Source organism: Massilia sp. BSC265 (assembly GCF_000740675.1).
Classification (GTDB): Bacteria; Pseudomonadota; Gammaproteobacteria; order Burkholderiales; family Burkholderiaceae_D; genus Telluria.
In genome coordinates this window covers 389,817-409,162 of sequence record NZ_JPXI01000042.1, presented here as the reverse complement: position 1 = coordinate 409,162, position 19,346 = coordinate 389,817, and the positions used below count along the sequence as shown (strand labels likewise).

General features: G+C 66.5%; 13 protein-coding genes. 7 read left to right on the top strand and 6 right to left on the bottom strand.

Annotated elements, in window-relative coordinates; genetic code table 11:
• Positions 1-58: 58 nt before the first annotated feature.
• Genes modC through modA form a run of 3 tightly spaced genes read right to left on the bottom strand, consistent with a single transcriptional unit; the run spans position 59 to position 2,562 of the window.
• Positions 59-1,135 carry a molybdenum ABC transporter ATP-binding protein gene (gene modC / locus MA09_RS22885; RefSeq protein WP_036253452.1) on the bottom strand — a complete coding sequence of 359 codons (1,077 nt, stop codon included), beginning with the start codon at positions 1,133-1,135 and terminating at the stop codon, positions 59-61.
• Positions 1,132-1,812, bottom strand: coding sequence for a molybdate ABC transporter permease subunit (gene modB / locus MA09_RS22880; protein WP_036253451.1), 681 nt, complete (start codon positions 1,810-1,812; stop codon positions 1,132-1,134). The genes modC and modB overlap by 4 nt, the downstream gene beginning before the upstream one ends.
• 6 nt (positions 1,813-1,818) lie before the next feature.
• Complete coding sequence (gene modA / locus MA09_RS22875) at positions 1,819-2,562, bottom strand: molybdate ABC transporter substrate-binding protein (protein WP_036253449.1); 744 nt, start codon at positions 2,560-2,562, stop codon at positions 1,819-1,821.
• A gap of 53 nt (positions 2,563-2,615) precedes the next feature.
• Here modA and MA09_RS22870 point away from each other — a divergent pair, with 53 nt between their 5' ends.
• Positions 2,616-3,428 (top strand): TOBE domain-containing protein, encoded by an 813-nt coding sequence (locus MA09_RS22870; protein WP_036253446.1) that lies wholly within the window; start codon positions 2,616-2,618, stop codon positions 3,426-3,428.
• Between the two features lie 81 nt (positions 3,429-3,509).
• Complete coding sequence (locus MA09_RS22865) at positions 3,510-3,995, top strand: SRPBCC family protein (RefSeq protein WP_036253443.1); 486 nt, start codon at positions 3,510-3,512, stop codon at positions 3,993-3,995.
• A gap of 163 nt (positions 3,996-4,158) precedes the next feature.
• Here the strand turns inward: MA09_RS22865 and MA09_RS22860 are convergent, their stop codons facing one another.
• On the bottom strand, positions 4,159-5,598 hold the full coding sequence (locus MA09_RS22860; RefSeq protein WP_036253440.1) for a dihydrolipoyl dehydrogenase: 1,440 nt from the start codon (positions 5,596-5,598) through the stop codon (positions 4,159-4,161).
• A 112-nt stretch (positions 5,599-5,710) separates the two neighbouring features.
• Between MA09_RS22860 and MA09_RS22855 the strand changes: the two genes are divergently transcribed.
• A complete protein-coding gene (locus MA09_RS22855; protein WP_051933715.1) occupies positions 5,711-6,577 on the top strand; it encodes an oxygenase MpaB family protein in 867 nt (288 codons plus the stop codon).
• A gap of 204 nt (positions 6,578-6,781) precedes the next feature.
• Here MA09_RS22855 and MA09_RS22850 read toward each other — a convergent pair whose 3' ends face one another.
• Both MA09_RS22850 and hemE read right to left on the bottom strand, forming a co-directional pair.
• Complete coding sequence (locus MA09_RS22850; RefSeq protein WP_036253437.1) at positions 6,782-8,788, bottom strand: primosomal protein N'; 2,007 nt, start codon at positions 8,786-8,788, stop codon at positions 6,782-6,784.
• A 589-nt stretch (positions 8,789-9,377) separates the two neighbouring features.
• Positions 9,378-10,460 (bottom strand): uroporphyrinogen decarboxylase, encoded by a 1,083-nt coding sequence (hemE, locus tag MA09_RS22845; protein WP_036253434.1) that lies wholly within the window; start codon positions 10,458-10,460, stop codon positions 9,378-9,380.
• A 92-nt stretch (positions 10,461-10,552) separates the two neighbouring features.
• On the opposite strand from hemE, the gene MA09_RS22840 reads away from it, so the two are divergent.
• The 4 genes from MA09_RS22840 (at position 10,553) to MA09_RS22825 (ending at position 19,168) form a co-directional block, all read left to right on the top strand.
• The gene (locus MA09_RS22840; RefSeq protein ID WP_036253431.1) at positions 10,553-12,466 is read left to right on the top strand and encodes a prolyl oligopeptidase family serine peptidase; all 1,914 of its coding nucleotides are present in this window, start codon (positions 10,553-10,555) and stop codon (positions 12,464-12,466) included.
• A complete protein-coding gene (locus MA09_RS22835) occupies positions 12,463-16,584 on the top strand; it encodes a DEAD/DEAH box helicase (protein ID WP_036253428.1) in 4,122 nt (1,373 codons plus the stop codon). Before MA09_RS22840 ends, MA09_RS22835 begins: the two co-directional genes overlap by 4 nt.
• A 42-nt stretch (positions 16,585-16,626) precedes the next feature.
• Positions 16,627-17,109, top strand: a complete 483-nt coding sequence (locus tag MA09_RS22830; RefSeq protein ID WP_036253425.1) for a hypothetical protein — start codon at positions 16,627-16,629, stop codon at positions 17,107-17,109.
• A gap of 139 nt (positions 17,110-17,248) precedes the next feature.
• Positions 17,249-19,168 (top strand): DUF885 domain-containing protein, encoded by a 1,920-nt coding sequence (locus tag MA09_RS22825; RefSeq protein WP_036253422.1) that lies wholly within the window; start codon positions 17,249-17,251, stop codon positions 19,166-19,168.
• Positions 19,169-19,346 lie beyond the last annotated feature (178 nt).

Sequence of the window (19,346 nt, the reverse complement as noted above, 5' to 3'; positions counted from 1 at the left end):
CGATACCGCGCCGGAATCATCCCGTAAAAATCCGCCGTCCTGCCTGTTTTGCAACAGCTCAGGCCAGCAGGGCGACTGCCTTGACCTGTGCCCACACCTGCAGTCCCGGACGGATGTCCAGCTCGCGCCGCGAGCGTTCGGAAATCCGGGCAAGGAGCGGCACCTCGCCCATGCGCATCTGCACCAGGACATGCCCGGGCGTGTCGGTGGCAGACGTCGCCGTCACGATGGCGGGCAGGAGGTTCACGATGCTGCTGCGGCGCGGTTGCTCGAGCGCGATGCTGACGTCGCGGGCATGGATGCGGCAGCGCAGGCGGCTGCCGATCGGCTCGCTGCGCCGCCCGACCAGCAGCACCCCACCCTGGAAGGCCAGGCGTGACAGCTCGTCGGCCTCGTGCCCCGCCAATACCGTGTCCAGGACGACCCCGGTATCGTCGGCAAATGCCGGCGGCAGGTCGGCACGGGCAAAGGTCTCGCTCAACGAACCGCTCGCCACGACCCGTCCGGCATCGAGCAGCACCAGGTGGTCGGCCAGGCGTGCCACCTCGTCCGGCGCGTGGCTGACGTAGATGATGGGGATGGACAGTTCGTCGTGCATGCGCTCCAGGTAAGGCAGGATTTCCTGCTTGCGCTTGAGGTCGAGCGCCGCGAGCGGCTCGTCCATGAGCAGCAGGCGTGGCGAGGACAGCAATGCCCGGGCGATCGCGACACGCTGCCGCTCGCCGCCGGAAAGCCTGTCCGGCTTGCGCACGAGCAGCTCCGTGATACCGAGCATCGCAGTGACCGGATCCAGTTCGAATCGCCGCTCACTGGGGAGCACCCGCTTCATGCCGAATTCCAGGTTGGCGCGGACGCTGAGGTGGGGAAACAGGCTCGCTTCCTGGAACACGACACCGACCGCGCGCCGATGGGTCGGTACGAATATTCCACCCGCCTCGTCCTGCCAGACTTCGTTGCCGAGTGCAACATAGCCATCCGCTGCGCGCTCCAGGCCGGCAATGGCGCGCAGGCAGGTGGTCTTGCCCGAGCCCGAGGGGCCGAACAGGGCGCTCACCCCACGTCCCGGCAGGGCAAGGTCGACGTCCAGCGCGAAACCGCCGCGGTCGATACGGAACCTGGCGCGGATGTCCTTCATCCCTTATGCCCTTTCAGGAAGGGCGGATTGAAGGTGTACAGCGCCAGCAGAACCACAAAACTGAACAGCAGCATGCCGCCGGCAAGCCAATGCGCCTGCGCATATTCCATCGCTTCGACATGATCGTAGATCTGGACCGAGACCACGCGCGTCTTTCCAGGAATGTTCCCACCGATCATCAGGATCACGCCGAATTCGCCGATGGTATGGGCGAAGCCGAGCACGGCAGCGGAGAGGAAGCCGGGGCGCGCCAGCGGCACCACCACCGACCAGAAGCTGTCCCACGGGCCCGCCCGCAGCGTCGCCGCCACTTCCAGCGGACGCTCGCCGATGGCCTCGAAGGCATTCTGCAAGGGCTGGATGACGAAGGGCATGGAATAGAAGACCGAGCCGATCACCAGCCCGGGAAAGGTGAACGCCAGGGTGCCCAGGCCGAGCGCTTCGGTCGCGCGCCCCACCGGACCGTTGGGGCCCATCGCAACGAGCAGGTAGAAGCCCAGCACGGTCGGCGGCAGGACCAGCGGCAGGGCCACGACGGCCCCGACCACGCTTTTCAGGCGCGAACGCGTGCGTGCCAGCCACCAGGCCACCGGCGTCCCCAGGACCAGCAGGAGCAGCGTGACGATCGACGCCAGCTTGAGCGTCAGCCAGACGGCCGCGAGGTCGTTTCCGCTCATGCAAACCTACAGTGCGTAGCCATAGCTGCGGATGATGCCCCTGGCCTTGTCCGTCTTCAGGTAGTCCACCAGGGCCGCGGCCGCGGGATTGCCCTTTCCTTGCGCTAGCACCAGCGCATCCTGGCGGATCGGGGCATGGAGATGAGCCGGCACGATCCAGCCCGAACCCGAGGCAATCCTGCCGTCCCTGGCCACCTGCGACAGCGCGACAAAACCGAGCTGCGCGTTGCCGGTGCTGACGAACTGGTGCGCCTGGGCGATGTTCTCGCCCTGCACCAGCTTCGGTCCCAGCGCGTCGGACAGGCCGAACTTCATCAGTACCTCGACGGCTGCCGCGCCGTAGGGAGCGGTCTTGGGATTGGCGATGGCAAGGTGGCGAAAGCCCCCCGCCTTGAGGACCTCGCCCCCGGCATCGACATAGCCCGCCCGGGCCGACCACAGGACCAGCCTGCCGATCGCATAGGTAAAGCGGGTGCCGCGTACGGCCCGGCCTTCCTTTTCCAGCCGGGCCGGGGTGTCGTCATCCGCGGCAAGCAGGACGCCGAAGGGCGCGCCGTTCCTGACCTGCGCATAGAACTTGCCGGTGGAGCCGTAAGCCAGGCGTGCCTTGTGGCCGGTGTCCTTTTCGAACTCCGCTGCGATCTTCTGCATGGGCGCGGTGAAGTTGGCGGCCACCGCCACCTGGACTTCCCCGGCTTGGGCGGCCGAGACGCATGCCGTGGCCAGGAGCAGGCTGGAAAGACATTTCATGACATTTCCTGGAGTAGAATCATCGTTATATAGCGGAGTATATAGCGCAGCGCATGGAGATGGAAAACAAGGACATCGCCCTGGGCGGCTCGTTGTGGATGACGGTGAGCGGCGCACAGCTGGGCGGCAGCAGCCGGGTCGCCCTGCTGGCCGAAATCGCCGGGCGCGGCTCGATCACGCAGGCGGCCAAGGCGGTCGGGATGAGCTACAAGGCCGCCTGGGACGCCATCGATGCCATGAACAACCTGGCCGGCGAACCGCTGGTCGAACGGCTTGCGGGCGGCAAGGGCGGCGGCGGGACGCGGCTGACCGCGCGCGGCGCACAACTGGTCGAGAATTTCAGGCTGGTCGAACAGCTGCACCGCGAATTCGTGGATCACCTCAACCGCCGGGCCGGCGGCATCGCCGGCGACCTGTCACTGCTTCGGAGATTGAACATGAAGACCAGCGCACGCAACCAGTTCTTCGGCACCGTCTCGCGGGTCAGGAAGGGCGCCGTCAACGACGAGGTCGAACTGGCCATCGCCGGGGACTGGAGCATCGTCGCCGTCGTCACGCACGAAAGCGCGGAAAGCCTCGGCCTGGAAGTGGGGGCGCAGGCGTTTGCCCTGGTCAAGTCTTCATCCGTCATGATCATGGCGGACGACGATGGCGTGAAGCTGTCGGCGCGCAACCGCCTGAGCGGCAGGGTAGCCAGGCTGCTGCCCGGTGCGGTGAATACCGAGGTCGTCATCGACCTCGGGGGCGGCAGTTCGGTCGCCGCGGTCATCACCAATGAAAGCGCACGGCTGCTGGAACTGCAGGAAGGTAGCGCTGCCACGGCGATATTCAAGGCGTCGAGCGTGATTCTCGGCATCCCGGCCTAGACCCGCGACGCCGCGGCGCGCAATCAGTTACCATCGCACCCTTGTGGCGCCAAGGCGCCAGGGCCTTTTTTGGACTGCACCATGAAATTTGAACATCTCATCCAGATCAACGATCCGCTCAATCCGCTGATCGACACCATTTCGATCGAACAGCTGTGGCGCGGGCTGGTGCTGCGCGCCGAATCGCCGACCATGTTCGTGCCGCACCTGGACGAATGCACGATCGGCGAACGGACCAGCGGCAGCTTCGCGCGCCGCCTGCGCTACGGCGACCTGGTGATCGACGACGTCGTGCACCTGACCCCGCTGAAGGAAGTGCGCTACGAAGTGCCGGCCCAGGGCGAGATTGCCGCCTCGAGCCTGAAGATGATCATCGAGGCGCCGGGCGAAGCCGTGCTGCTGCTGCGCTTCTGCTACGACGACGGCCAGGGCGAGCACACCGACCCGGCCAACGAAATGTACGACGACTTCAAGCGCTCGGCCTACCAGGAAGCCGACATCGACACCGTGCGCATCCTGCGCCAGCTGGCCGGCGAGGGCAAGCTGGATGCCAGCTACCTGAACTGATCGCGGTATGCTGTTCGTAGGGTGGGCGGGTCTCCCGCCCACGCGGCCGGATCACGGTAATACGGCCTGCTCGGCTATTCATGGCCTGACTATCACCGCGTGGGCGTTTGTAAGTCCGGGCATTGCCCGAAATTACCCCGCCCACCCTACGGTTCTCCCTGCTCTACGTCCCCGGCTCGGTATCGGCGGGATCGATTTCGCTCTCCCCTTTGGCCAGGCATTGCGCCAGGTCGCGCAGGGCGGTGCGCACGCCCTCCTCGATCACCGGGTGATAAAAAGGCATCTCCAGCATCTGGTCCACCGTCATGCGCATCTGGCAAGCCCAGGACAGGGTGTGCGCCAGGTGTTCGGCGCGCGGCGCGATCATCTCGGCACCCAGGAAGCGGCGCGAACCGTATTCGGCATACACCCGCAGCATCCCCTTGTTCTGCAACATCACCCGGCTGCGGCCCTGGTTCGCGAAGGCTACCTGCCCCACCGCGAACTTGCGCTTGCCACCTTCGCACAGGCTGCGGTAGTTCGCACCCAGGGTGGCGATGTTCGGCTCGGTGAAGGCCACCGCGATCGGCGTGCGGCGCAGGCCGGGACGCACGTCCGGGTAGCGGCCGGCGTTGTCGCCGGCGATCTTGCCGTGGTCGGCCGCGTCGTGCAGCAGCGGGCGCTCGTTGTTGGCGTCGCCGGCGATGAAGATGTGGCTGTTCCCGCACTGCATGGTGCGGGTGTCGAACAGCGGGATGCCCTCCGACGTTCGCTCCAACCCCGTGTGCTCCAGCCCGAGGTCGTGCACATTCGGCGTGCGCCCGGCCGCCATCAGCACGTACTGAAAACGTTCGGTCCTTTCCTCGCCAAGGGCGTCGCTGACGGTGAGCGCCACCTCATCGCCCTCCTGCACTGCGCCCACCACCTTCGACTGGAACTGGATATCGAGTTCCTCCGCGAGCACGCGGGTGGCGCTGCGCAGCACTTCCGGATCGCTCAGGTGGGCGATGCTGCCCCCGCGCGCGAACAGCTTCACGCGCACCCCCAGGCGGTGCAGGGCCTGACCCAATTCCAGGCCGATCACACCGGTGCCGATCACGGCCACCGACTGCGGCAGGTCGTCCCAGTAGAACACGTCGTCGCTGGTGACGATGCCGGGACCGACCTTCTCCAGCACCGGCAGGCGCAGCGGCGTGGAACCGGTGGCGATGACGATGCGTCCGGCGTTGACTTCGGTGTGGTCGTCTACCAGCAAGGTGTGCGGGCCGGTGAAGCGCGCGTGGCCGCGCAGCTTGTCCGCCATGGGGAAGGAATCGACGCCTTCCAGCACGAAGCCCACGAAGCGGTCGCGCTCGCGCCGCACCCGCTCCATCACGGCGCGGCCGTCGATGCGGACCTCGCCGGCGTGCACGCCGAAAGGCGCGCTATGCTGCATCGCATGCGCGGCCTCGGCAGCCGCGATCAGGAGCTTGCTCGGCATGCAGCCGACCCGCGCGCAGGTGGTGCCGTAATGGCTGCTTTCGATGACCACCGTGCGCGTCCCCTGCGCCTTGGCCGCCCGATAGGCCGTCATGCCGGCGGTGCCGGTACCGATGATGGCAACATCCACGTCCAGTCTGTTCATCGCTTTCTCCGGGTCTCTCTACAGAACATGACGAAACGATACGCGATTTTCAGCCGGACCGCCGGAACCGCGCCAATATGTCAACATGCTCGCGTTGTACTCAGGAGAGGGAATGCTGGAACCGATCAGGGAACTGCTGCGCCCGCCTCCCGGCATGGCCTTCGACTTCAGCCAGCCGGCGGGCGAGCCTGCGCTCGCCCCGCGCGACGGCATCGCGTGGCAGGTATTCGCCAATCCCGTGGCCATGTTCATCGGCGGGGTGGCGGCAGTGCTGCTCGAGTTGAGCGAACCTTCGGTCCGTTCGGGCGTGTGGGACCACGGCGGCTTCCGGCACGACCCGATCATGCGCCTGCGCCGTACCGGCTTCGCGGCCATGATGACCGTCTACGGCCCGCGCTCGGCGGCGGAAAAGATGATCGCGCGCGTGGTGCGCATGCACGACCGCGTGACAGGCACGACTCCCACAGGTCTTCCCTATCGCGCCAACGATCCGCGCCTGCTCGACTGGGTCCAGGCCACCGCCACTTTCGGCTTCGCCGAGGCCTACCACCGCTACGTGCGGCCCCTGTCCGCGCTGGAGAAGGATGCCGCCTTCGCGGAAGGCGAAACCGCCGCCCGGCTGTACGGCGCGCTCGGGGCGCCGTGCTCCTGGACAGCATGGGAAGCGATGCTGGCGGCGAACGCGTCCGCGCTGGAAGGATCCGCCATCCTGGCCGACTTCCTGCGGATCATGGCTGAGACGCCGTTCGTGCCGGGACCGATGCGTCCCGTGCAGCGGCTGCTGGTGCGCGCCGCCGTGGAGATCGTGCCGGAGCCGGTGCGTTCGCTGCCGCAGCTTCACCGGCGCGGCCTGCGCCCCGGCGAGGCGGCGCTGGTACGTGCGCTGGCGCGCTCGAGCGCGCTGCTGCCGCTGGGCGATACCCCGGCGGCGCAGGCGGTCCGGCGGCTTAGCGCATCTGGTACTCGATCCCGAACGTGAAGTTCATCTCGGTCAGGGTATCGGCCCGGATGCCGCCGGGGTGCGGGTAGCGCTGCAGGGCGCGGGATGCCGGGCAAGAAGCGCAGTGTCACGTCGCCGCCGATCGCAAACGGCGGAAGTGCGCAAGACAGGCTCTCTTTGCGTGACGGGAACGCCGACTCTATCAAAGAACCGCCGGGCGAAACTCACGAATAGTTGCAGCGCTCAGATATCGAGCGGATCGACCTCGAGCGACCAGCGAACGCGCGATTTCATGCCGCGCAGGATCTCGATCCATTCGCGCAGGAAGGCCTGCAGGGCCGGACGCGAGCTCGATTCCACCAGCAGCTGGGCGCGGTCGACATTGTGCACGCGCGTCATCGTCATCGGGATCGGGTCATTGATCATCACCGCATCGAACGCCATGCTGTCGCGCGCCGCCTCGAGGAAGGCGATGGCGTCGGCCAGCGCCGGCGCCTCGGCGCGCAGCAGTGCCTGGTACATGAAAGGCGGCAGGCCGGCCTGGCGGCGTTCTTCCAGCAAGCTGCCGGCGAAGCGGTCGTAGTCGTGGCGCATGACGGCGCCGTACAGCGGGTGGCTGGCGTAGCGGGTCTGCACCAGCACCTCCGAGGCCGCCCCGGCGCGCCCGGCACGTCCCGCCACCTGCATCAGCTGGGCGAACAGGCGCTCGCTGGCGCGGTAGTCCTGCGAGAACAGGGCGGTGTCCGGGTTGAGGATGCCCACCAGGGTGAGTTTCTTGAAGTCGTGACCCTTGGCGACCATTTGCGTGCCCACCAGGATGTCCACCTCGCCGCGGTGCACGGTGTCGAAGGCCGCCTGCGCGCTGCCCTTCAGGCGGGTGGAGTCGGCATCGATGCGCAGGATGCGCGCTTCCGGGAACATCGCAGCCAGGCCTTCCTCGATGCGCTGGGTGCCGCGTCCGAGCGGCTGCAGGTCGACGTTGCCGCAGGTCGGGCAGTGGCGCGGGATGCGCAGCTCCAGGCTGCAGTGGTGGCAGCGCAGCCGGTGCTCGGGCCGGTGCAGCACCATGAAGGCGGTGCAGCGGGTGCAGTTGCTGATCCAGCCGCAGGCGTCGCAGCAGATCACGGGGGCATAGCCGCGCCGGTTCAGGAACAGCAGCGACTGTTCGCCGCGGTCCAGGCGCCCGCGCAGCGCGGCGATCAGGGCGCTGGTAAGTCCGTCCTTCGGGCGGTCGCGCTCCATGTCGACCAGCTTCACGGTGGGCAGCACGGCATCGCGCACGGCGCGCTCGCGCAGCTCCAGCTTGCGGTAGCGGCCAGAGGCGGCATGGTGCCAGGTCTCGAGCGAGGGCGTGGCCGAGCCGAGCACGATCGGGATCGCCAGCTGGCGGGCGCGCCACACGGCCAGGTCGCGCGCCGAGTAGCGCAGGCCTTCCTGCTGCTTGTACGAGGGGTCGTGCTCCTCGTCGATGATGATCAGCTTGAGGTTCGGCAGCGAGGACAGGATGGCCAGGCGCGTGCCCAGCACGATGCGCGCCCTACCCTGGTGGGCGGCCAGCCAGTGCAGCATACGCTCGCCCTCGGCCAGGCTGCTGTGCAGGGTGGCCAGCATCACGCCGGGGAAGCGCGCGCGGATGTTCCCTTCCAGCTGCGGAGTCAGGTTGATTTCGGGGACCAGGATCAGGATCTGGGCGTCCTGCTCGCGCGCCAGCACCTGGGCGCAGGCCTGCAAATACACTTCGGTCTTCCCGCTGCCGGTGACGCCGTACAGCAGGATCGGCGTGAAGCCCTGCGCGCCGCCGATGCTGCTGGCTGCTTCCTGCTGCGCCGGGTTCAGCACCGGCATGCCGGACGGTGTCGGATCGTGCGATGCCGCTTCCTTTGCCAGTTTTTTCAGCGCGCGGTCGAGCGCCACGGTCTTCGGCACCCGCAGGTTCTTGGGCAGGCCAGGCAGCGCCACTTCCCCGAGGGGGCGCTGGTAATACTCGGCGGCGAAGCGCACCAGCGCCAGCCAGCGCTCCGGCAGCGGCGCTAGCTGGCTGCGCACGGCGATTGCATCCTTCAGCTTGTCCAGGGGGACGAGGGTATCCCCCTTGACGGCGACGATCAGGCCCACCACTTCGCGCCGCGCGAACGGCACCAGCACCAGTTGGCCCACTGCCGGCTCCTCGCCCGGCTGGCATTCCCAGCGGTAATCGAAGCAGCTGTTGAGCGGTGTATCGAGCGCAACCTGTAGGAAGCAGTGTGCCAAATCCAACCTTCTTGAGTAAGGAAACCAGGACCAATAAGCTGTGGAAAACTTTGTGAATAGTGCTGCACTTGACCCCGTTCGAGGTTTACGTTAGATCAACTCAAATCGCCCGATTCACTGAAACAACAATAATTTTCCCAATAAATTCAATAGCTTACAAACTGTGAGTTATCCCTGTTAACAACCTGGTCTGGAATCGGCTTGCTGTGCATAACTGCACATATGCAATGGGAAAACTCGTTGCGGTGCACCAGAATCTTCACACCTTACTTGAAGAGTTGAGCTAAGTCCGCGTAAACCAAGCACTTTTCCCAGCTCATCCGTGCGCCTGTGAATAACTTTGTGAACAATGGACAGGAAGCCGGGACAATCTACCCGTTGACGGTCTCAGCTACTGTGTATACCTACAGCTCACCGTGGAAAAAACGTCTAAGAATCATTGGCTTAGGTATTTCCACACTGGACGGAGATGTCCACAGGAACAATTTTGGGGTTTGACGAACTTGTGAACAAGTGTGATTTTGCTGCGGCAACGCGATTGGCCCCATGAGGGCCAATCCAAACACAGCTGGGGACAATGCAGCCCGACTTATGCGGCGCGTTGTTGGCGGCTGAAGCTGTGCACAGCCTCCACCATGGCAGTGACCGATTCCGGCGGGGTGAACTGCGAAATGCCGTGGCCCAGGTTGAACACGTGGCCATGGCCGGCCGAGGGTTTGCCGTAGGCGCTCAGGGAACGCTCGACTTCTGCGCGGATCTGCTCCGGTTCTGCGAACAGGATGGCCGGGTCGAGGTTGCCCTGCAGGGCCACGCGGTCGCCGACCAGGGCGCGCGCCTTGCCCAGGTTGACGGTCCAGTCCAGGCCCAACGCATCGGCGCCGATGTCCGCCATCTCGTCCAGCCACAGGCCGCCGCCCTTGGTGAACACGATCGCCGGGATGCGCACGCCGTCCTTCTCGCGTTGCAGCTGGCTGAGCACCTGCCGCATGTACTGCAGCGAGAACTGCTGGTAGGCGCCGTCGGCCAGCGCGCCGCCCCAGGAATCGAAGATCATCACGGCCTGGGCGCCGGCGTCGATCTGGGCGTTCAGGTACTGCGCCACGGCGCGCGCATTGGTGTCCAGGATGTGGTGCATCAGGTCCGGACGCGCATACATCATCTTCTTGATGGTGTGGAATTCACGCGAACCTCCGCCTTCGACCATGTAGCAGGCCAGGGTCCAGGGACTGCCCGAGAAGCCGATCAGCGGCACGCGGCCGTTGATGGCGGTGCGGATCTGGGTCACCGCCTTGAAGACATAGTCGAGCGACGCCATATCCGGTACCTGAAGGGCGCGCACTTCCGCTTCCGTGCGCAGCGGACGCTCGAACTTCGGGCCTTCACCGTCGGCAAAGTACAGGCCCAGGCCCATCGCGTCCGGCACGGTCAGGATGTCCGAGAACAGGATCGACGCATCCAGCGGATAGCGGTCGAGCGGCTGCAGGGTGACCTCGGTGGCGAAATCCGGATTCTTTGCCAGGCCCAGGAAGGAGCCTGCCTGCTTGCGTGTCGCACGGTATTCCGGCAGGTAGCGGCCCGCCTGGCGCATCAGCCACACCGGGGTGTAGTCGGTCGGCTGGCGCAGCAGCGCACGCAGGAAGGTGTCGTTCTGGAGCGGGGCGAATTGTGGCATGGCTGACAATGAATGCGGAGGGAAAACCTCCATTATCGCATCTTTGGCAGCACACTTATAATGCGTTTCTTGTCCTATTGAGAGAACCCGTCATGACCAAACAGCAAGCACCCTGCGGTACCTGGACGTCCCCGATCACCGCATCCGTCGTGGCGGCGGGCGCCACGCCGCTGGCCTCGCTGGTGCTCGACGGCGCCGAGCTGTACTGGCTGGAGGGACGGGCCAGCGAAGCGGGACGCTCCACCCTGGTGGCTAGCCGCGGTGAATTGACCCCGGCCCCATTCAACGTGCGCAGCAAGGTGCATGAATACGGCGGCGGCGCCTATGCGATTGCCGATGGCGTCGCCTGGTTTTCCAACCATGCCGACAGCCGTTTATATCGGGTCGAGCCGGGCTCGCAGCCGGTGCCGGTCACGCCCCAGGACAACAAGCAGCGCTATGCCGACTTCGTGGTGGATGCGCAGCGCCGGCGCCTGGTGACCGTGCGCGAAGACCACTCCGCCGGCGGCCACTACCCCGAAAACACGATCGCCGCCATCGGCTTCGACGGTGTCGAAACCGTGCTGGTGGACGGCAACGATTTCTATGCCGCCCCGCGCCTTTCTCCGGACGGCCGCCAGCTTGCCTGGCTGTGCTGGGATCATCCGCGCATGCCCTGGGAAGGCAGCGAACTGTGGCTGGCCGAGGTCCTCGAGGACGGCACGCTGGTGAACGGCCGGCTGGTGGCCGGCGGGCCGCAGGAATCGGTCTGCCAGCCGGAATGGTCGCCTGGCGGCGTGCTGCACTTCGTCTCCGACCGCAGCGGCTGGTGGAACCTGTACCGGTACGAAGGCGGCGTGGTGGAAGCGCTGTGCCCGCGCGAGGCGGAATTCGGCGGGCCGCTGTGGACCTTCGGCGGTTCGCTGTACGGTTTTCGTTCGGACGACGAGATCGTCTGCGCCTACATCGAGGGCGGCGTCAGCAAGCTGGCGCGCCTGCGTGGCGGGCAGCGCACGGAAATCCCCACACCCTACGAGGAAATCCGCGAACTGCGCGTGAACGCGCACACGGTCGCGCTGCTGGGTGGCGCGCCCACCATCGCGCTCGAGCTTGCGCGCATCGATCTGGACGGCGGCCAGCACGAAGTGCTGGCGCGCTCGATCGTGCAACTGCCGGATGTCGGCTACCTGTCGGTGCCGCGCTCGATCAGCTACCCGAGTGCGAACGGCCGCATCGCGTACGCCTTTCACTATCCGCCCACCAATGCCGACTTCGCCCCACCAGATGGCGAACTGCCGCCCCTGATCGTCATCGGCCACGGCGGCCCGACCGGCATGGCGGCCAGCACCCTGAAGCTGGCGACCCAGTTCTGGACCAGCCGCGGCTTCGCCGTGCTGGACGTGAACTACGGCGGTAGCACCGGCTTCGGCCGCGCCTACCGCGACCTGCTCAAGGGCCAGTGGGGCGTGGTCGACGTGGAAGACTGCGTGGCCGGCGCGCGCCACCTGGCCGAACAGGGCCTGGCCGACCGCGAGCGCCTGCTGGTGCGCGGCAGCAGCGCCGGCGGCCTGACCACCTTGTCCGCCCTCGCCTTCCACGACCTGTTCAAGGCCGGCGCCTGCTACTACGGCGTGTCCGACCTGGCCGGGCTGGATGCGGATTCGCACAAGTTCGAGTCGCACTACAACCAGTACCTGATCGCCCCGCCGGAGCGGGCCGAACAGGTCTACCGCGAACGCTCGCCGATCCACCACACCGATAAGCTGAAGCGCCCGATGATCTTCTTCCAGGGCCTGGACGACATGGTGGTGCCGCCGCAGCAGTCCGAAACCATGGTCGCGGCGCTGCGGGCGCGGCAGGTCCCGGTGGCCTATATCACCCTGGAAGGCGAAGGCCACGGTTTCCGCAAGGCCGAGAGCGTCGTGAAGACGCTGGAATCCGAGCTGGTGTTCTACCTGCGTGTCTTCGATATCCCTGTACCTGCCGGCCTGCCTGCGGTGGAGATCGAGAACCTGCCGGCTGCATGATTTTTAACGAACTCGATACCGGCGAGGGGGCAATCCTGTCCCTGCTGGCGCTCTCCGGCGAGCCGATGGGCCGCCAGCGCATCCTCGAACACCTGATGGCCGCCGGCCTGCCGCTGCCGCCTGAACAATGGGCGGCCGAGCTGACGCGTCTGCGTGAAGCGGGCCTGGTCATTGACGCCGGCGAACGCGGGGTCACGATCGTGCCGGCCGCCGCATGGCCCGCCATCGAGCATGCGCTGTCCGGCGAGCTGTTCGCCAGTCTGCGCGCAGCCTACGAGCGCGTCACGCCATTGCGGCGCGACTGGCAGGGCACGCCCATCCTGCGCAGCTACCGCCAGGGCCTGGCCCTGCTGCGCATGTCCCTGCTGGCCGGAGAGAATGGGTCGGCGGTCACGCCGCTGCTGGCGGCCTGCCTGCGCTGCCACGAGGCGTCCTACCTGCATCCGCTGGTCGAGGTCTGCGCGCGTCCCTTCGAACCCGCCCTGCTCGACCGCATCGACCCTTCGCTGCGCGACGGCGTGCTCGCGACCCTGGTCCAGCATGCGCAGCGCGAGCCTCTGCTTGCGCCCGCGATCCGCGTCGCCGCCGAAGCTCACGCGGCCCAGGGCGATCCTTCGATCGCGCTGCGCATTGCGCTCGGTGAGCACCTGATCCTGTGCGGCCGCCTGGATGACGCATCGACGCTGCTGCTGGAGGTCGACGACGCGGCCGGCCTGTTCTTCCGCAGCGTGATAGCCCTGCTGCGCGACGACCTCGACATCGCCCAGCCCGGTGTCGAGGGAGCGCTCAAGCAGCTGCGCCGCGAGACCGGCAAGCGCAAGGCCGTCTTCGACGGCATCGGCGCCCACCTCTCCCTGGCCGCCCTCCTGCGCAGCAACCAGCCCGTGCACCTGAAGCTGGCCGATGCCTGGCTCGACATCGCCACCCGCGCAGTGCAGCGTCCGGAGACCGCGGTGGTCTTCCAGCTCAGCATGCTCCAGGAGATCCGGCGCGGCACGGTGGACGCCGAAGTGCTGGCCTCGCGCAGCTGGGAGATGGCGCTCGAGCCCTTCACCTTCCGCGCCCTGATGCACCACTGGCTCGGCCTGCCGCAACTGCAGGGCAAGCGCCAGGACATCGAGGACATGCTGGCCCAGTCCGAGCGCGCCGGCTTCGACCTGCTGTCGGCCCAGCTGGCCGGACTGCTGGGCCAGATGGGCGGACCCGGCGGCATCAGCCAGGAAGCGCGCGCCGGCGAGCTGCGGCGCCGCCACCGCCTCACCGACCTGACCCACTGGTTCGAGCGCGAGGAGCCGTGGGAGCGCCAGCTCAACGCTCTGATCAACCTGCAGCCGGCCCTCAATGCCGAGGTGGTCCGTGAATCGCGCCTGGTGTGGATGATCCGCTACGACGAGCACATGGGTGTGCGCGAGCTGGAGCCGCGCGAACAGAAGCGCGACGCGCAGGGCGGCTGGAGCCGCGGCCGCGCCATCGGCCTGAAGCGCCTGGCCGAAGATGCGCAAAACCTCGACTTCCTCACCGCCCAGGACGTGCAGGTCGTATCGAGCATCGCCGGCCGCCGCTACTACGGCAGCACCGGCATCCGCTTCGAGTTCGAGCTGGACAAGGCATTGGGCGCGCTGGTCGGCCACCCGCTGCTGTTCTGGATGGATTCGCCGGGCACCCGCGTCGAACTGCTGCCGGGCGAGCCGGAACTCTTGGTTAAGGCGCGCGGCGGCAAGGTGACCATTTCCCTGCATCCGGCGCCGGGCGAGCAGGACGGCGAGGTGATCGTCACCCGCGAAACGCCGACCCGGCTGCGCCTGGTACGCGTCAATGAAGAACACCGCCGTATCGCCGCCATCGTCGGCGAAGGCCTGGAGGTGCCGGCGGAAGCCGAACGCCGCGTGCTGCGCGCGATCAGCGCGATCTCCTCGATCGTCACGGTGCAGTCCGACATCGGCGCCAGCCCGGGCGACATCGAACAGGTCGCGGCGGACCCGCGCCTGCACCTGCACCTGCGTCCCTACCAGCAGGGCCTGCGCATGCAGGTGCTGGTGCGCCCGCTCGACAATGGCGCCTATTATGCACCCGGCGCCGGCGCCGAAAGCGTGATCGCCGACGTGAACGGCGTGCGCCTTGAAGCCAGGCGCGACCTGAACGCCGAGCGAGAGGCCGAGCGCCAGCTGGTCGGCGCCTGCCAAGCGCTCGAACACGGTGAACTCGACCACGGCGAATGGCTGCTCGGCCAGCCCCTGCAGTGCCTGGAGCTGGTGGACGAGCTGCGCAGTCTCGATCCGGCCAAGGTCGTGGTGGCCTGGCCGGAAGGCGAGAAGTTCCGCGTGTCGAAGCGCGCGAATGCGAAGTCGGTGCGCATCCAGGTCCGGCGCGACCGCGACTGGTTCGCGGCCAACGGCGACATCGTGGTCGACGAGCAGCGGGTGATGGACCTGCGCTCGCTGCTCGAGCGCGTGCGCGAACAGAAGAGCCGCTTCGTGGCGCTGGGCGACAACGAATACCTGGCCTTGAGCGACGAGCTGCACCGGCGCCTCATGGAGTTGGCCGATTACGGCACGGTGGTTGGCGAAGAGCTGCGCATGCATCCGCTGGCAAGCTTCTCGCTGGCCGAACTGGCACGCGATGCCGGGAGCGTGGAAAGCGACGCCGCCTGGCGCAAACACCTGCAGCGCATCGCGGACAGCGAAGCCTTTACCCCTGCCCTGCCGTCCACGCTGCAGGCGGAACTGCGCGACTACCAGCGCGAAGGCTTCGAATGGCTGGGGCGCCTGGCCCATTTGGGCGTGGGCGCCTGCCTGGCCGACGACATGGGCCTTGGCAAGACCCTGCAGGCGCTGGCCCTGCTGCTCACGCGCGCACCCGACGGTCCGGCACTGGTGGTGGCGCCGACCTCGGTCTGCCTGAACTGGATCGCCGAGGCGCAGCGCTTCGCGCCGACCCTGACGATGCACCTGTTCGGGCCCGGCGACCGCGCCGCGATGCTGGAAGAAGCGGGGCCCTTCGACGTGGTGGTGGTGAGCTACGGCCTGCTGCAGCTGGAAGCGCCGCTGTTTGCAAAACGGCCATGGCACAGCATCGTGCTGGACGAAGCGCAGGCCATCAAGAACATGCACACCAAGCGCTCGCAGGCCGTGATGGCGCTGCAGGGGGACTTCTGCATGGCGGCCACCGGCACCCCGCTGGAAAACCACCTGGGCGAGCTGTGGAACCTGTTCAGGTTCATCAACCCGGGCCTGCTGGGCAGCGCCGACCAGTTCCAGCTGCGCTTCGCCGGACCGATCGAGAAGGCACAGGACAAGCGTGCCGAAGCGGGAGCACGCGCCCGCCTGCGCCGGCTCACGCAACCCTTCATCCTGCGCCGCACCAAGGCGCAGGTGCTGACCGAGCTGCCGCCGCGCACCGAGATCGTGGTGCCGGTCGAGCTGACCCAGGAGGAAAGCGCGCTGTACGAATCGCTGCGCCGCGACGCGCTCGACAAGCTGGCCGCGCTGGAGGCGCCGGAAAGCCAGAAGTCGATCGAGATCCTGGCCGAGATGATGCGGCTGCGCCGCGCCGTCTGCAATCCGGAACTGGTGGCGCCCGGCGCGGGCATCGCCAGCAGCAAGCTGATCGCCTTTGCGCGCCTGGTCGACGGCCTGCTGGAGAACCGCCACAAGGTGCTGGTGTTCAGCCAGTTCGTCGACCACCTCAGCCTGATCCGCAAGTACCTCGACGCCAAGCATATCCCCTACCAGTACCTCGACGGCGCCACGTCCATGCAGGAGCGCAAGCGCCGCGTGGACGCCTTCCAGGCCGGAGAAGGTGAGCTCTTCCTCATCAGCCTGAAGGCGGGCGGCGTCGGCATCAACCTGACCGCGGCCGACTACGTGATCCACATGGACCCGTGGTGGAACCCGGCGGTGGAGGACCAGGCCTCGGATCGCGCCCACCGCATGGGCCAGCAGCGGCCCGTCACCATCTACCGGCTGGTGGCGCGTGGCACCATCGAGGAAGGCATCGTCGAACTGCACCACCGCAAGCGTGACCTGGCCGACAGCCTGCTCGAAGGGACCGAGATGGCGGCGCGCATGTCGCCGGGCGAAATGCTGGCCATGCTGATGCAAGGTCTTGGCGCTGCATGACATTCATGTGATCATGCCGCTTTTATGGATGAGTAAAGACACATGGAACTGGACAAAGCGGCAACGACGCCACAGGCCCGCGTCATCGGCGTCAAGTCGTGGACGGCCTATGCGGGCGTGGCGGCGCTGGCCGCGCTGCTGTTCTTCGTCGTACTGCGGCTGGCCTTCCGCTATGACGATCTCGTCGCCGCCGCGGTGCTGGCCGGTTCAAGCCTGATCGTCGCTTACCGGTTCCTGGCGGTGCGCAGCGTGCAGCTGTACTACGACGACGTTGGCGTCTGGGTAGTCTCAGGTGTGCTGCCGTGGCAGCGCGGCGTGCGTGGGGTAAAGTGGCGCGACATGGACGACGCAAACTATGCCGGCGGTTTCCTCGCCTGGGTAACGCGCTCGTACACGGTGCGCATCGGCCACCGCTTCACCAGGGAGAGCGAGATCGTCCTGCACCACATGGCGAACGGGCGCAGGGCGGTCGAGACAATTAACGCCATCCACCAGCAGATGATCCGCTCCGGCGCCATCGATTAAGCGACATTCAGTCTCAATTCAAGTGTCGGAATGTTTCAGCGGCCCGCAAGCGCGCTGAATGGTGCTACTCTTCCGTGGTTCCGCCTTGCGCTTGCCGCGCGGACGGACTCCGACCTTTTAATTACAGGGTTCGAACAGGATGATGAAAACGAAGATCGCGCTGGCAGTCCTGCTGGCGAGTTTCGCGCTGGCGCCGGCCAGCGCCAAGACCACCAAGCCCGCCAAGGACAAGGCCAAAGCCGCCAAGGTGGTCAACGCGAAAGCGGGCAAACCGAAGGCACCAGTCAAGAAGGGGGCAAAGCCGGCTGCGAAGGCGGCTGGTGCTGCCGTCGCCACTGCGGCCGTAGCAACGGCGGCCACGGCAGTCGCAGCCACTCCGGTCGCGAGCGCAAGCGACAAGCGCCTCGACCGCCGCTTCGACTCCATGAGCATGCAGTACCTGACCGCGTTATGGCGCATCGACCCGGAAGGCGGCATCTACGTCGGCAAGTTCGACCAGGCTGCCAATCTCACCATTCCAGACGCCGCCACCCGCGCCAAGAAACTGGCCTTTGCCAATGAATGGCTGGAGAAGTTCGGCAAGCTCGATACCCGGCAGCTGTCGGATCGCCAGCGCACCGACCTGGTCCTGCTGGTGAACAAGCTGGAGAAGGATCGCTGGAACCTCACCACCTGGCGTGAATACGAGTGGAACCCGGCGCTGTACAACGTCGCCCAGCCGCTCGACCTGATCCTGAATACCGAATACGCCGCCAAGCCACAGCGCCTGCGCACCATCCTCAAGCGTTTGGCCAACGTGCCGGCCTTCTATGCGGCGGCGCAGGCCTCGATCGTCAACCCGACCCGCGAGCACACCCAGCTCGCCATCGCCCAGGCCCCTGGCACCATCGCGGTGCTGGCCGACCTGGGCAAGGCGGCGCAGGAATCGATCCTGAACGCGCAGGAGAAGGCGATCTTCGCGCAGCGCATCGCCAATGCCGGTACCGCGGTGCTGGCCTACGTCGACTTCCTGGACGCACTCGACAGGAACGCGGCCAGGCCGCGCCCCTTCCGCGCCGGGAAGGAGCTGTACGAGCAAAAGTTCGCGCTCGAGATCCAGTCGTCCAGCAGCGCCGAACAGACCTTCCGCAAGGCCCTGGCCACGCGCGAAGAGCTGCTCGCCCGCATGGATACGATCTCGGACGAGCTGTGGCCGCGCTATATGGCCGGCGTGGCCAAGCCGCGTGACCGCTTCCAGAAGATCGGCATGATGATCAATAAGCTCTCCGAGCGTCACGTCTCGCGCGAGAACTTCCTGCCCGAGATCCGCCGCCAGATCCCGGCCCTGCACAAGTTCGTCACCGAGAAAAATCTGCTCACCCTGGATGCCGACAAGCCCTTGGAGGTGCGCGAGACCCCGATGTACCAGCGCGGCGTGGCCGGCGCCAGCATCGACGCGCCGGGCCCCTACCGCCCGAAGGACAAGACCTATTACAACGTGACGCCGCTCGACAACCTCACGCCGGAACAGGCCGAGAGCAGCCTGCGCGAGTACAACGAGTGGATCCTGCAGATCCTGAACATCCACGAGGCCATTCCCGGCCACTATGCCCAGCTGGTGTACGCGAACCGGTCACCTTCGCTGGTCAAGTCGCTGTTCGGGAACGGCGCGATGGTCGAGGGATGGGCCGTGTACGGCGAGCGCATGATGCTGGAGAACGGCTACGGCGACAACGCGCCGGAGATGTGGCTGATGTACTCGAAGTGGAACCTGCGCAGCGTCACCAACACCATCCTCGACTACAGCGTCCACGTGCTCGGCATGCAGCGACCGGAAGCGATCGACTTGCTGGTGCGCCAGGCCTTCCAGACCCGCCAGGAAGCCGAGGAAAAATGGCGCCGCGTGACGCTCACGTCGGTGCAGCTGACCAGCTACTACAGCGGCTACGAGCAGATCATGGAGCTGCGCGAACGCCGCAAGCAGCAGCTGGGCGAGCGCTTCAACCTGAAGGAATTCCACGACCAGTTCCTCAGCTACGGCAATGCGCCGGTGAAGATGATCTCGGAGCTGATGCAATAGCAATATTTTAATTTTGCACGGCCCCCCCCTGGGCAAAAGCGCACAAGCAGCGTGCTCACGCGCTAGCTTGTGCGCAATATCTCCAAGGCTAGAATGGGTATGCAGCCCCATAACCATTGGCGGCAATGAGCGCCATCAGCCGGAGACACCGATGGCTTCCCTCCCCGTACCGCCGTCC

Coding starts and splice junctions, on each gene's coding strand:
- MA09_RS22825 (WP_036253422.1), top strand. CDS start 17,249: ATGATGAAAACGAAGATCGCGCTGGCAGTCCTGCTGGCGAGTTTCGCG.
- MA09_RS22835 (WP_036253428.1), top strand. CDS start 12,463: ATGATTTTTAACGAACTCGATACCGGCGAGGGGGCAATCCTGTCCCTG.
- modC (WP_036253452.1), bottom strand. CDS start 1,135: ATGAAGGACATCCGCGCCAGGTTCCGTATCGACCGCGGCGGTTTCGCG.
- MA09_RS22860 (WP_036253440.1), bottom strand. CDS start 5,598: ATGAACAGACTGGACGTGGATGTTGCCATCATCGGTACCGGCACCGCC.
- MA09_RS22865 (WP_036253443.1), top strand. CDS start 3,510: ATGAAATTTGAACATCTCATCCAGATCAACGATCCGCTCAATCCGCTG.
- modA (WP_036253449.1), bottom strand. CDS start 2,562: ATGAAATGTCTTTCCAGCCTGCTCCTGGCCACGGCATGCGTCTCGGCC.
- MA09_RS22830 (WP_036253425.1), top strand. CDS start 16,627: ATGGAACTGGACAAAGCGGCAACGACGCCACAGGCCCGCGTCATCGGC.
- MA09_RS22840 (WP_036253431.1), top strand. CDS start 10,553: ATGACCAAACAGCAAGCACCCTGCGGTACCTGGACGTCCCCGATCACC.
- hemE (WP_036253434.1), bottom strand. CDS start 10,460: ATGCCACAATTCGCCCCGCTCCAGAACGACACCTTCCTGCGTGCGCTG.
- MA09_RS22855 (WP_051933715.1), top strand. CDS start 5,711: ATGCTGGAACCGATCAGGGAACTGCTGCGCCCGCCTCCCGGCATGGCC.
- MA09_RS22870 (WP_036253446.1), top strand. CDS start 2,616: ATGGAGATGGAAAACAAGGACATCGCCCTGGGCGGCTCGTTGTGGATG.
- modB (WP_036253451.1), bottom strand. CDS start 1,812: ATGAGCGGAAACGACCTCGCGGCCGTCTGGCTGACGCTCAAGCTGGCG.